General features: G+C 49.7%; 12 protein-coding genes. 9 read left to right on the top strand and 3 right to left on the bottom strand.

Features of this window, described 5'->3' with window-relative positions:
* Window positions 1-82: 82 nt before the first annotated feature.
* On the top strand, window positions 83-2,899 hold the full coding sequence (locus tag HOLDEFILI_RS16705; RefSeq protein WP_083787655.1) for an ATP-binding protein: 2,817 nt from the start codon (window positions 83-85) through the stop codon (window positions 2,897-2,899).
* A gap of 422 nt (window positions 2,900-3,321) precedes the next feature.
* Here the strand turns inward: HOLDEFILI_RS16705 and HOLDEFILI_RS16700 are convergent, their stop codons facing one another.
* Window positions 3,322-4,338: a LacI family DNA-binding transcriptional regulator gene (locus tag HOLDEFILI_RS16700; RefSeq protein WP_006061064.1), complete on the bottom strand. Its 1,017-nt coding sequence runs from the start codon at window positions 4,336-4,338 to the stop codon at window positions 3,322-3,324.
* A gap of 310 nt (window positions 4,339-4,648) precedes the next feature.
* On the opposite strand from HOLDEFILI_RS16700, the gene HOLDEFILI_RS16695 reads away from it, so the two are divergent.
* From HOLDEFILI_RS16695 to mglC, 3 genes are all read left to right on the top strand, one after another.
* Complete coding sequence (locus tag HOLDEFILI_RS16695; protein WP_006061063.1) at window positions 4,649-5,683, top strand: galactose ABC transporter substrate-binding protein; 1,035 nt, start codon at window positions 4,649-4,651, stop codon at window positions 5,681-5,683.
* Window positions 5,684-5,762: 79 nt separating this feature from the next.
* Window positions 5,763-7,271 (top strand): sugar ABC transporter ATP-binding protein, encoded by a 1,509-nt coding sequence (locus HOLDEFILI_RS16690; RefSeq protein ID WP_006061062.1) that lies wholly within the window; start codon window positions 5,763-5,765, stop codon window positions 7,269-7,271.
* Between the two features lie 14 nt (window positions 7,272-7,285).
* Window positions 7,286-8,287, top strand: a complete 1,002-nt coding sequence (gene mglC, locus HOLDEFILI_RS16685) for a galactose/methyl galactoside ABC transporter permease MglC (protein ID WP_006061061.1) — start codon at window positions 7,286-7,288, stop codon at window positions 8,285-8,287.
* Window positions 8,288-8,335: 48 nt separating this feature from the next.
* Here the strand turns inward: mglC and HOLDEFILI_RS16680 are convergent, their stop codons facing one another.
* Window positions 8,336-8,860, bottom strand: a complete 525-nt coding sequence (locus tag HOLDEFILI_RS16680) for an LIM domain-containing protein (protein ID WP_006061060.1) — start codon at window positions 8,858-8,860, stop codon at window positions 8,336-8,338.
* A gap of 174 nt (window positions 8,861-9,034) precedes the next feature.
* A complete protein-coding gene (locus HOLDEFILI_RS16675; RefSeq protein WP_039865353.1) occupies window positions 9,035-9,550 on the bottom strand; it encodes a hypothetical protein in 516 nt (171 codons plus the stop codon).
* Between the two features lie 224 nt (window positions 9,551-9,774).
* Between HOLDEFILI_RS16675 and HOLDEFILI_RS16670 the strand changes: the two genes are divergently transcribed.
* The 5 genes from HOLDEFILI_RS16670 to HOLDEFILI_RS16650 form a co-directional block, all read left to right on the top strand.
* Window positions 9,775-10,947 (top strand): CobW family GTP-binding protein, encoded by a 1,173-nt coding sequence (locus tag HOLDEFILI_RS16670; RefSeq protein WP_006061058.1) that lies wholly within the window; start codon window positions 9,775-9,777, stop codon window positions 10,945-10,947.
* A 3-nt stretch (window positions 10,948-10,950) separates the two neighbouring features.
* Window positions 10,951-11,889: a TIGR03943 family putative permease subunit gene (locus HOLDEFILI_RS16665; RefSeq protein WP_006061057.1), complete on the top strand. Its 939-nt coding sequence runs from the start codon at window positions 10,951-10,953 to the stop codon at window positions 11,887-11,889.
* Between the two features lie 228 nt (window positions 11,890-12,117).
* Window positions 12,118-12,627 carry a methylated-DNA--[protein]-cysteine S-methyltransferase gene (locus HOLDEFILI_RS16660; RefSeq protein WP_039865350.1) on the top strand — a complete coding sequence of 170 codons (510 nt, stop codon included), beginning with the start codon at window positions 12,118-12,120 and terminating at the stop codon, window positions 12,625-12,627.
* 42 nt (window positions 12,628-12,669) lie between these two features.
* A complete protein-coding gene (locus HOLDEFILI_RS16655; protein ID WP_039865348.1) occupies window positions 12,670-13,170 on the top strand; it encodes a GNAT family N-acetyltransferase in 501 nt (166 codons plus the stop codon).
* A 125-nt stretch (window positions 13,171-13,295) separates the two neighbouring features.
* Window positions 13,296-13,680, top strand: a 385-nt coding sequence (locus HOLDEFILI_RS16650) for an undecaprenyl-diphosphate phosphatase (protein WP_006061054.1), incomplete at its 3' end; no start/stop codon positions are given.

Genomic DNA, 13,680 nt, shown 5'->3' with positions numbered 1-13,680 from the left:
ATAGCATAAAATAAGACTTAACTAGGATCTTGCGGGAAAATTGTTTTTTTTCAGGGCAGAGGATGCAAAAAAGGAGAAAATTATGCGAAATTGGTGGAAACTATTCATTTTGGGAATCCTCACCTTATTGGTAAGTAATTTAATGACGCCGCTGACGCTGTTCGCAGAAAACGCAGCGGATCAGAATGACGGGGAGCCGGAAGGCGAGGTAATAAAAGTATCCTTTCCGATCAGTCCGGGTTTGAACGAAGTTTATGAGGATGGTACCTATGGTGGTCTGGTTTACGACTGGCTGCATGAAATAGCCAAGTACACAGGCTGGAAGTACGAGTTTGTCACAGGGGATCCGGACACGCTGCTGACAGATTTCATGGCGGGAGAGAACGATATCATGGGCGGCATGTATTATTATGACGGCTATGAAGCGATGTTTAACTATCCGGAATACGTAATGGGTTCCAACTATAACTTACTGATTTATCCACAAAGCGACACATCAATCAAAAGCTTTGATTACACAACGCTCAACGGCAAGCGGATCGGTGTTTTGCGCAAAGCGACAAGCAAAATCGAACGGCTGCAGAAATTTTTGAATTTTAATAATCTGGAATGCGAGCTGGTTTATTACGATGACGCGGCTTCCTATACGCAATGTCTGGACAACGGCGAAGTGGACCTGCTTCTGGGCAGCGATGTGTACCTGAAAGAAAACTATAACGTAGCGGCCCGGTTTGAAGCGGATTCCTATTATATGGTAACCACGCTGAACCGGCCTGATCTGTGCGAACAGCTCAATGAAGCTATGAACGCGATTTATTCCGCGGATCCGAATTTCGCCGATAAGCTGTACGAAAAATATTTTACGGCGGATTACGCCAACGCGATCGATTTCACGGAAGAAGAAATGGCTTATCTGCGTTCGTCGCCGACTTTGCGCGTCGCAGTGCTGAAGAATAATTATCCCCTGTTCTATGAAGAAAACGGAGAAATCCACGGGATTATCCCGGCTTGTCTGGAGTTGATTGAACAACGCACGACGCTTCATTTTGAATATGTTTACGCCGCGACCTACAAAGAGATGGGAGAATTGGTAAAAACCGGTCAGGCGGATCTGATCGGGGCTTATCTGGATAACGATACGGTCGCCGATCAAACCGGCTGGACACGGACGCCGGCCTATGCCCAACTGGACATGGTCGCGCTGATGAACAAGCAGACCGGGACGTCGCAGCCGATGCGCATGGCCGTGCCTTCAGGATTGTCGGGGACGCCGCTGCAGAACGGCGATACGATTCTGACTTATGATTCCTATGAAAAATGTTTAGATGCGGTGAATAACGGAAAGGCCGATTATGTGCGGCTGCCGGCTTCTTTTGTTGAGGATCTTTATTCGCGCAAATACTACGCCAACCTGAATCTGATCACGATGAATAACGTCCAGGAGGAGATTGCTTTTGCCCTTCCTTCTCCGGCTAACGTACTGCTTTATTCGATTTTCAGCAAGTCGATTCATAATTTTTCAACCTCAGAAAGTGAAAATCTGATCTCAGAGAACCTGCTGAAGGTGCGCCAGAGCACGGCGACGCTGGAGTCTCTGGTTTATTCCAACCCGATGATGGTCGTCTTGTTCTGTGCCGGTTTGATCGCTTTGGCAGCGTTGGGCATATTAATTTACTATCGGTTTCAGCTGAAAACCCGGATGATGCGGCTGCAGCTGGAGAAGGCCGTGGAAACCAGCCAGGCGAAATCTGATTTTCTCTCGCGGATGTCGCATGAAATCCGCACGCCGATGAACGCGATCATCGGGCTGACGCATTTGGCGCTGATGTCGGAGGAAGCCACGCCGGCTTTAAAAGAAAATCTGACAAAAATTGAAACATCCTCGCAATTTCTTTTAACGCTGTTAAACGATACGCTTGATATGTCGAAAATCGAAAATGAAAAAATGCAGATCCTGGCGCAGCCCTTTGCCTTGGGGCCGCTGCTGGATCACATGCTGGATATCTTTGAAATGCAGGCAGAGACTAACGGCAACTCGCTGCTCTTTGACACGCAGTTTGAGCATGCCTGTTTCTGCGGCGACGCGATGCGGATTTCCCAGGTACTGACCAATCTGTTATCCAATGCGTGCAAATTTACGAGTCATGGAAAAGTGACGCTGAAAGTGCGCGAATCCGCAGGGCAGGAAGGCCGGTCGATTTTGTATTTCAGCGTGCAGGATACAGGAATCGGAATCAATGAATCCGATTTAAAGAAAATTTTCCTCTCTTTTGAACAAGGGGGAAACCGTGATCAGAAAACCCCGGGGACAGGGCTGGGGCTGGCGATCAGCCGCAGTCTGGTGCAGCTGATGGGCGGTGAACTGGAAGTCCGCAGCGAAGTGGGCAAAGGCTCGGAATTCTTCTTTTCAATCGAGCTGCCGATTAGCGAGGAAGCCGCGCTGCAGGAGCCTGAGTACGCAGTTCCTCAAAAGGGACAGCTGGAAGGCTTGCGGATTCTATTAGCGGAAGATAACGATATCAACGCTGAGATCGCGATTCAGCTTCTGGAACGGAAAAAGATACAGGTCGACCGGGCTGAAAACGGCCAGATCGCGCTGAATTTGTTCGCGGAGCATGAGGAAGGGTATTATGACATAATTCTCATGGATATCAATATGCCGGTGATGGATGGTTTAACGGCAGCGCAGCGGCTGCGGAAGCTGCCGCGCAGCGACGCTCAGACGGTGTTGATCATCGCGATGACGGCGAACACCTTCCAGGAGGATCGTGAGCGGGCGAAGGCCGCCGGCATGAACGATTTTCTGCCTAAACCTTTTGAAGTCGATCAGCTGTACGCTGTGCTGGGGCAGAACGATCTAAACTGTAAGCATGCGCCCTCTGCCGCAGAAAAGAAATAAATGTGAAGCATCAAGGAAGAAGGACTGAAATCCGGACTGTAAAAGCTCCGGATTTTTCTTGTTTATGTCCTAGTTTTTTGGGTGAATCCTCAGGCCTGAGAAAGAACGACTGAAAGTCAATCCTCAAGTTCATTTAGAAACTGAGCTGAAAACGCGGTGCGGGACAGGCTGATTTAAAAAGCAGAGTGAACGAGAAGCAACGATGGAATTTTCCAAGAAACTGCGGCAGTTATGACGAGAATACCAACAGGTATTTCCTGTCGGACGTGTTCAATAGGACAGCCGGAATTTGATAGGAAGCGGGTGAAATCCGCGGCTTGCCATCAGAAGCCGGCGCCCGCCGCTAACGATGTTTCAGCCGGATACGAAAATAAAAACCACCGGCAGGGTTTCAAGTGAACCTGACCGGCGGGTTTTCTCATTCATTCTTTTTTGGAGCGCGGCTGAGTGCAGGATTGGCGCAGGATCAGGGAGCAGGGAAGCATGATTTGCATGGGATAAACTTTCTCCTTCGTCGCAAACTGCGTGATAAACTGCGCGGCCAGTTCTCCCATCTGCCGGGCCGGCGCATAAATTGTGGTCAGCGGGGGATTGGTATAAGCGGTGTTCTGGTTGTTATTGAAACCGAGTATGGACACATCCTCCGGAACGCGGTAGTTGTTTTCATGCAGCGCCCGCAGCGCGCCCATTGCGACGGCGTCGCTGGCGCAGAACAGCGCGGTCGGCACCTGATGCGCTCCGATCAGATCCAGCATCATCGCGTACCCGGATTCGACGGAAAACTGATCGCGCCGGACATACCGGCTGTTGTCCCAGCCTTTCTGCCGGCAGAATTCCTGATAATAGTGATAGCGCTGCTCAAAGTAAATTTCACCGTCGCTCGTATGCTCGATGCCGCCCAGAAAGCCGATGCGTGTGTGGCCCAAACTGGCAAGGTATTCCAAGCCTTCCAAAACCGCAGTGCGAAAATCCATGACAATGGTATTGACGAAGATTTTCGGCATGAACAGATCGACGAAGATGACCTTATCGGTGAGCTTGCGGAATTCGCTGATTTCCTGGGGCGAAAATTTACCGATGCAAATCAGGCCGTCCAGCATCGAAAGCTTGCTTAAAAAATCCGGATCACCGCGGAAGGAACGAATCATTTCAATGTTATTCTGGTTCAGATAGCTCTCCGCGCCGATGCGGATGGACAAATAGAAGGGATCGTTCAGTTCTTTTTCGATCGAATACCATTGCACAATGCCGATCCGGATCGGATTATAATTATTTTTCGTTTTGATTTTCCGTTTGATATAATTCTGTTTCTTGGCTTCATCAAATACCCGCTGGCGCGTTTGCTCCGCCACCTTCAACGTTGGATCATAGTTGAGTATCCGCGATACCGTGGCGACGGATACGCCCGCTTGCTGCGCGATTTCTTTGATCGTAGACATAGTTATCAACTCTCTCTCAAACTTACTCTAACGAATTTAAGTGAACAAGTCAAAATAATTTACTAAATCAGTTAACCTGAACTGATAGTTTTACTAAAACTGATAACGCTTACATTTTAGTTACAACTGGTTAAAATTGGTAAAAACTCATTCAATAAGCCATTTTTGAGCTATAATTTTAACGATTTCACAATCAGAAGTTTACTAAAACTAGTTAAAACAACCGGAAAGTTTATCTTGGTTTGTTGACACAGGCCCTTATAACGGCATAGAATGTAAGCGTATACAGAAGCTATACGGAGGGAAAAAGATGAAAAAACTATTTGCTTTTCTTGCATCAGCATTGATGGTATTATCCCTTGCTGCATGCTCCAACAACGGCGGCGGTAATAATGACAAGCCGACGGATGACGGCGGGGCCGGGACCGACAAGAAGGTTTATAATGTCGGCGTTTCCATCTACAAATTCGACGATAACTTCATGACGTTGTATCGTAAGGAAATCGAAAGCTATTTCAAGACGCTGAACACGGACGAAGTCGAATACAAAGTCACGATTCAGGATGGCAAGGGCGACATGGCCGAACAGACCAACCAGATCGACAACTTCATCGCGCAGGACTATGACGCGCTGATCATCAACCTGGTTCAGGCGACATCCGCAGCGACCGTTATCGACAAGTGCGAAGCGGCGAATAAGCCTTGCATCTTCATCAACCGTGAACCAAGCGAAGAAGATATGAAGAAGGATCCGGGTATGATCACCTATGTCGGCGCTGACGCTCGTCAGTCCGGTAAATTCCAGGGTGAACTGATCGCTGATCTGCCGAACAAGGGCGATCTGAACGGCGACGGCGTCTTACAGTATGTCATGGTTGTCGGCGATCCGGAAAATGTTGACGCGAAATACCGCACGGAATTCTCCATTTCCCAGTATCAGGAAGTTTCCGGCTTGAAAGTTGAAAAATTAGACGAACAGCGCGGCGATTGGGATCAGGCAAAGGGCCAGGAAATCGTAGCGAACGCTTTAACACAGTATGGCGATAAGATCGAAGCTGTCTTCTGCAACAACGACGCAATGGCGTTAGGCGCAGCGCAGGCGATCACAGCGGCAGGCCGTAAGGTCGGTGAAGACATCTATCTGGTCGGCGTTGACGCGCTGGCAGAAGCGATGGATTTAGTTTCCACTGGCGGCATGACCGGCACTGTTCTGAACGACCACATCAATCAGTCGCACAAAGCGGTTGACTGCACAGTCCAGGCGATCAATGGCGAAAAGCTGGACGCTTACTACTGGATCGACTACATTAAGGTCACGCCGGAAAACGTAGCACAGTACAAATAAGCAGAAAGAATCCGAAAATTAAGTGTGCCTTCGCGCACACTTAATTTTTCTGGATTATTAAGAGGAAGGGGATTTACGAATGAGCGACTATATTTTACAGATGAAAAATATAAGTAAAAGCTTCCCTGGCGTCAAAGCGCTCGATCACGTCTGTCTGAATGTCCGCCCAGGAACCGTGCATGCCTTGATGGGCGAAAACGGCGCGGGCAAATCCACACTGATGAAATGTCTGTTCGGGATCTACAAAAAAGATGAGGGACAGGTTATTTTCAACGATGAAGAAGTGGATATCAAGGATACGAACGACGCGCTGCATCGGGGCATCGCGATGGTTCATCAGGAACTGCAGCCGATCCCGGACCGCAGCATCGCTGAAAATATTTTCTGCGGCCGCTATCCGATGAAAAACATCGGTCCGGTACAAATTGTGGATCATGCGCGGATGTATAAGGAAACGGAAGAGCTGCTGAAAGAAGTCAACCTGGACTTTAATCCGAAGGTGAAATTGGGGACGTTGTCCGTTTCGCAGATGCAGTCGGTCGAAATTGCCAAAGCGGTTTCCGTGAACGCCAAGATCGTCATCATGGACGAACCGACATCGTCGCTGACTGAAAATGAAGTTGAGGGACTGTTCGATATCATTAATAAGCTCCGGTCGAAGGGCGTATCGATTATTTATATTTCTCATAAGATGGAAGAAATTCTGAAAATCTCTGATGAAGTCACGATCATGCGCGACGGCACCTATGTCGGCACCTGGCCGGCGAATGAGCTGACGACAGATCTGATCATCCAGCGGATGGTCGGACGCGAACTGACCAACCGGTTCCCGCCGCGGTTTAACGAACCGGGCGAAGTGGTTCTGAAAGTGGAAAACTTCACTTCGATTGATCCGCGCAGCTTCCGCGACGTGACCTTTGAATTAAAGAAGGGCGAGATCCTGGGCATCGGCGGTCTGGTCGGCGCGCAGCGGACCGAGCTGATGGAAGGGCTGTTCGGCGTGCGGCATATTGAAAAAGGCACGGTTACCTACAAGGGCGAAACGATCAAGATCCATCATCCGCGGGACGCAATCAAAAAGGGCATCGCGCTGCTGACGGAGGATCGCCGGGCAACCGGAATCTTCGGCGTGCTGTCGATTTCCGACAATGTCGGCGTCGCTTCACTGGATAAATATATTGATTACGGCGTCGTCCTGAACAACAAAAAGCTGGAAAGCTTAGTCAAGGACAACATCGATAAGATGAGCATTAAAACGCCGAGCACAAAAACCCAGATTCAGTCGCTGTCGGGCGGCAACCAGCAGAAAGTCATCATTGCCCGCTGGCTTGCCAACGACCCGGAAATCCTGATCCTGGACGAACCGACCCGCGGCATCGACGTCGGCGCGAAGTATGAAATTTATACGATTATCGCCGACTTGGCCAAACAGGGGAAATCAATTATCATGATCTCCAGTGAAATGCCGGAGCTGATCGGCATGAGCGACCGGATCATGGTCATGTGCGAAGGTCGCGTCACCGGTTTCGTTGACAGTAAGACCACGACTCAGGAGGAAATCATGAGTCTGGCGACTAAATATATGTAAGGAGAGGGACTGTTATGGAATTCAATAAGAAAAAAGTCACCGATTTTCTAAGCAATAACGCGATCGTCATACTCCTGGTCCTGTTGGTTCTCTTTGTCGGCTTCACCCGCAAGGGATTCTTCAGCGGCCCGAATTACAGCAATATCATCACCAATGTCACACCGCGGTTCATCATCGCGTTGGGCGTCAGCGGCTGTCTGATCACCAAGGGTACTGACCTGTCGGCCGGCCGAATGGTAGGATTTGGCGGCGTTATCGCCTGTACGCTGCTGCAGCGTCCGGATTATACCGCGAAATTCTTTGAGAATCTGCCGCAGATGCCGTTAGTTGTCGTCCTGTTGATCGTCATGTTGATCACGGCGTTCTTCGGTCTGCTTAACGGCTGTGTTGTCGCCTACCTGAAAGTTCCGCCGTTTCTGGCAACGCTGGGTATGCAGACGATCGTTTACGGAATTAACCTCGTTTATTCGGGCGCGGATCCGATCGGCGGCCTGCGTTCTGATTTCACCGGCGTGGCGACGAATGCGATCTTCACTGTCGGAAAGTTCAGTTTTAAATGGTTGTTTTTGATCGCGATTGCCGCAGGTCTGATCTTCTGGTTCCTTTACAACAAGACCCGGTATGGCAAATATATGTACGCGATCGGCGGTAATGAAAACGCGGCGGAGGTTTCGGGCGTTAACGTCAATCGTTCCAAGCTGAAAATCTACACGCTGGCCGGTCTGATGTATGGTCTGGCAGGTTTCTTGTTAGCGGCGAAATCCGGCGGCGCTTCGGTTAACCTCGGTTTGGGCTATGAGCTGGAAGCGATCGCGGCTTGTACAATCGGCGGCGTTTCCACCAACGGCGGCGTCGGCAAGGTTTCTGGAATTCTGTTAGGCGTTCTTGTCTTCGAATTATTGAAGACGTCGATGCAGTATCTGCGGATCGATACTTCATATCAGTTCATCGTGCAGGGCATCGTCATTATCGTGGCGGTCGCACTGGATATCCGTAAATACACAGCGAAGAAATAAGCTGAGATTCAACCATCCAATTCAAGACCAACTAAAAAGAGTCCGGAATTACTTCTGGGCTCTTTCATTGCGTATAGCCAAGCGAACTTTAATCACGGTCAGCGCGAGGAAGGCGGCGATCAGGATGAAGAAGAAGGGGATAAATTCCGGCTGCGTACCAAACATGAACGCGACGAGCATAAACAGAATGAACTGAGTTTTCAAACGTTTGCGCACGGTATTGACGTCTTCCTGAATGACTTTGTTTTTGATGTCCGGCTTGAAATAAGCTTTTTCATACAACATTGCGCTGCCATACTTCATCGCGAAATAGGCGGCGGCAAACAAACCGACGGCCAGGATTAGAATCCAGGCCTGCATCTTCCAGTTCAATAAGAAGAAAATCAGAACCAGCACGATCGAATACAGCACAGCGCTGAAGCAGAAATAGATCAACAGATCGGCTTCGCTGATATACCGCTTTTGTTGATGATGACAATGCGGACAGACAACGCGGCCCGGCTCGAATTGTTCAAAGAGGGAATTGACCTGGGCGGTAATCGGCTTCCCGCAGCTTTCACAGTTAACTTTCATGGATATCACCTTGTTTTATTGTACCATATTCTAAAGCCTGAATATAGCGTTATTTCACGCCGCAAGGCCGCGAGGCAGTGACAAATGATCGGATACATTTCCCGCTGGAAAACAGATTCAACGCGGGAACAGCGTCATTGAGCAGCTTCGATTCCGGCAGTTTCCAACCTGGTATTATTTTGACGACATCGCTCTATGCAGGAAAAGCATAAGCAGTCGGAAGACCGTATAAATAAGACAGACAATTAAAACAACGATGACCGATGACAGGGTGCGAAAGTAAACGAGCGAGAACACCAGCGCACTGATGCCAATCAGCCGGATAAGGTTGAAACGATGTTGATTCTTGAGCTGCTCCTGCGGGGAGTACGGTCGGGCTACGACAGGAGGGAAACAGTAAAGCAGAAACCGAAATTGATCCAGAACCAGAATACCGCCGCCCAATAACAGAAGGTTTACGAAAGCCCGCAGTTCAGATTGAATCTGAGCGAAAACAGGCAGAAGCAAAATTAACCCCAGCATGCAGGACAGCGTTGCGAGCTGATCGATCAGGAAATCAGCCGGCGTCAGGCTCCGTGATTGAAAAGCATGGCAGTCGGGACATTCCAGCGGTCCGGCGTCATAGCGCGCAAAGGCGGAACGCACAGTTTTAGTGAGGTCGCCGCCGCAGTGTTCGCATCGGATTTTCACTATTGCATCCCTCCTTGATTTGAAATAAGTATAGCACAGACGAATGGAGAACGGAATTTTGGTCAACAATCGAAACTGAACAGGCAGAAGCCTGTCATTTCCAAACGGAAAGTGCTAAAATAAGGAACACAGACCAGGCCGGAGAGGAATCTGGAAAAGGAAAACTCCGGCGGAATCAGAAATCAAGATCTGCGGATAAAAACAGAAGGAAAGAAGGATGAATCATGACACAAATTGATATTATTTCAGGATTTCTCGGCGCAGGAAAAACAACGTTGATCAAAAAATTGTTGCAGGAAGGTTTTCCAAAAGAGAAAACGGTGCTGATTGAGAATGAATTTGGCGAGATTGGAATCGATGGAGGGTTCTTAAAGGAAGCCGGCGTGGAGATCAAGGAAATGAATTCCGGATGCATCTGCTGCAGTCTGGTCGGCGACTTTGCGGAAGCCTTGAAAAAATGCGCGGAACAATTTCAGCCGGATCGGATTATTATTGAACCATCCGGTGTGGGCAAACTGTCGGATGTCATCGGCGCTGTTCAGGGAGTTCAGGCTGAAACCGGGATGGAACTGCACAGCTTTACCACAGTTGCGGATGCGACGAAATGCAAGCTGTATATGAAGAATTTCGGTGAGTTTTTCAACAACCAGATCGAACATGCCAACACGATCGTTTTAAGCCGGACACAGAAATTAAGCGAAGAAAAGCTGGCGGAATGCCTGGCGCTGATCCGGGAAAAGAACCCGAAGGCGGTCGTTATTACGACCCCATGGGATGCGGTCAGCGGCGCGCAGATTCTGGAAGCGATGGAACAGAAGGAACTGATGGAGCAGCTGATGAAGGAGGATGATTGTCTGCCGCATCACCATGACCATGATGAAGAATGTGAGTGCGGACATCACCACGACCACGATGAGGAATGTGAATGCGGCCATCACCACGATCATGATGAAGAGTGCGAGTGCGGCCATCACCACGACCATGATGAAGAATGCGAGTGCGGCCATCACCACGACCATGATGAGGAATGCGAGTGCGGCCATCATCACCATCACGACGAGGAATGTGAATGCGGCCATCATCACCATCACCACCATCATCACGGACATGATGCGGACGAGGTCTTTACCAGCTGGGGTGTTCAGACCGCGCACGTCTATGCAGAGGATGAGCTGCGCCAGACGTTGAATCAGATCGCTGAGGGCTCGGTAACCGGCACGGTTCTGCGCGCAAAGGGAATTGTTCCCTGCACGGATGGAACCTGGCTGCATTTCGATCTGGTTCCTGGCGAATGCGAAATCCGCCGGGGGGCGGCCGCTGTCGCCGGAATGCTGTGCGTTATCGGTTCGCAGCTTGACGAAACTCAGCTGGCCGGACTGTTTCATGTAAAGGGGTAAGTTATGGACGTTCCTGTATATTTATTTACCGGATTTTTGGAGAGCGGCAAATCGTCGATGATGAAGGAAACGCTGTCCGATCCGGAATTCAACGACGGCTCGAAAACTCTGATTCTGGCGTGCGAACAAGGTGAAGTGGAGTTTGATCAAAAGTTTTTAAAACAAACTCATTCCGTTCTTGTAACGGTGGAGGACAAGGAAGAACTGACGGCGGATTATCTGGAAAAGCTGGAACAGGAATACCGACCGAAGCAGGTGTTCATCGAGTTTAACGGCATGTGGAGCGTGACCGAATTTCTCGACATGGAATTTCCCATCAACTGGATGTTAGTTCAGATCATTTCCACGGTCGATGCGCAGACGTTTATGATGTACGTCAATAATATGCGGTCTTTGATGTATGATCAGCTGGTGCATTCCGAGATGATTCTGATCAACCGCTGTGATTCCAACACGAAGAAATCATTTCTGCGAAGCAATATCAAAGCGATCAACAAAGGCGCCCAGATCATCTATGAATCCGTTGACGGCGGAATCAACGACCTGCCGGAGGATGATCTCCCCTTTGATCTCAATGCCGCGGTGATCGACATTCAGGACGATGATTATGGCCTGTGGTATATGGACGCCTTGGATCATCCATATAAATACGATGGCAAGGTTGTGCGGTTTAAGGGCAAAGTCGTTCATGTGGAAAACGATAAGCGTTCGTTTGTCATGGGGCGTTACGCGATGGTCTGCTGCGCGGAGGATACCTCGTTGATCGGCTATCTGTGCAAGTGCGCCAAGCCGGTTCAGCTGGTGCTCAATGAATGGATTGTCATCACCGCTCGAATTGAAGTGGAATATGATGAGGAATATCAGCGGAATCTGGTCGTTCCGCATGTTCAGTCGCTGCAGCCGACAGAGGAATTAAAAGACGACCTGGTTTATTTCAGCTAAGAGATGATTTACCGACGTCCGGGGACCCATGGTTTCCAGGCGTCTTTTTCTGAGTTTTCTCTAAAGTTCGATTTCGGACTGAGAAATCCCAATGCCGCGCACAAGGCTTTTCTTTTGGGCGTTGCTAGAGTAAAATAAAAGCAGTGAAATCCGCTGGTCTTTCAACATCGTCGTTTTGTTTGGAATCTCTGCGGAAGGAAGTCACTTAAAAATGAGGGAGGGAACCGTATGCGCGCTTGTTTTTACCGCCGGACGACGCTGGGAATGATCCGGATTGAAGAACGGGATGAACGAATTGTAAGAGTTGATTTTGAACAGGAATTCCCGGAAGACGAGGAATGTGAAGTTGCGGAAACCGCTTGTTTGTGGCAGGCGTTTACGCAGCTGCAGGAATATCTGGAAGGAAAACGGCAGACGTTTGAGCTGATACTGCATCCGGAAGGAACCGAGTTTCAGAAAGCAGCCTGGCAGGCCCTTATGGAAATTCCCTATGGGGAAACCCGTACTTATAAGCAGCAGGCGGAAAGCATTGGCAAACCGAAGGCGCTGCGGGCGATCGGCATGGCAAATCATCGCAATCCCATTCCGATTTTCATCCCCTGCCACCGGGTGATCGGCGCGGATGGTTCGCTGACAGGGTACGGCGGAGGGCTGCAGATCAAACGGACGTTATTGGATTTGGAACGGCGGACGTTGGAAAAGCAGCGGGAAACCGAGCTGCGGAAAGCGGCGCAGTAACCGCTGCCTACGGTGGAAATACAGAAAGAAAGAGGAAAGACCATGGAAGCTTTTGAATTATTGGACGCTGATGAGGCGTTATTGCGACAGATCGCCAAGCTGGCGGAAACGATCTGGCATGAACATTATGAGCCGATTCTGGGAGTGGATCAGGTGAATTATATGGTAGAGCATTTCCAATCGCTGCGCGCGATGAAAGATCAGATCGCCAACCAGGGCTATCGCTACCGCGGCGTTTTCCATCAAGGTAAACTTTGCGGTTATGTCGCCACCGCCGGGCGGCCGGATTTCTTATTCTTAAGCAAGCTGTATCTGGCGGCCGAGGCCCGGGGACTGGGCCTGGCATCGCGGGTGCTGGCGGTTCTCAAGGAGGAAGCCAAAGCGGGAACCGGCCGGATTCAGCTGACAGTTAATCGCTTTAACGCCGATTCCATCGCGGTTTATCAAAAATGGGGATTCGTTACCCTCCGCGAAGAAAAAACACCGATTGGCGGCGGTTACTTTATGGACGATTATATCATGGAGCTGGATTGCCGAAATTAAGACGGCCGGAGTCAAAAAAACTGGAAAAGCGTCGGAAAAGGTAGAGTCCGCCGTATTTCAATGGTATAATAACGAAGACTGTCTGCTAAGATGTTAACAGTGAAGGAGTGAATTCCGTGAATCTGATGATAGAATTATTGAAGGCGATCGTGCTGGGCATAGTCCAGGGGATCACCGAATGGCTGCCGATCAGCAGCACCGGGCATATGATTCTGGTCAATGAGCTGATGCCGCTGACCGTACTGGCGGATGCGGCCGCCAATAAAGAATTCGTCGATATGTTTATGGTCGTCATCCAGTTTGGATCGATCCTGGCGGTTCTGTTACTGTATTTCCACAAGCTGAATCCGTTTTCCCCGCGTAAGAACGCCTATGAAAAGCGCAGTACGATCGATCTGTGGCTGAAAGTCATCGTGGCGGTGGTGCCGGCCGGGATCATCGGCGTGTTGTTCGACGATCTGATCGACGCGTATTTCTACAATCCAATCACAGTGGCCGCCATGTTGATTC

The organism is Holdemania filiformis DSM 12042, assembly GCF_000157995.1.
GTDB classification, from domain to species: Bacteria; Bacillota_I; Bacilli_A; order Erysipelotrichales; family Erysipelotrichaceae; genus Holdemania; species Holdemania filiformis.
The sequence above is the reverse complement of the archived record's forward strand: the minus strand, read 5'-3'. Positions and strand labels throughout refer to the sequence as shown.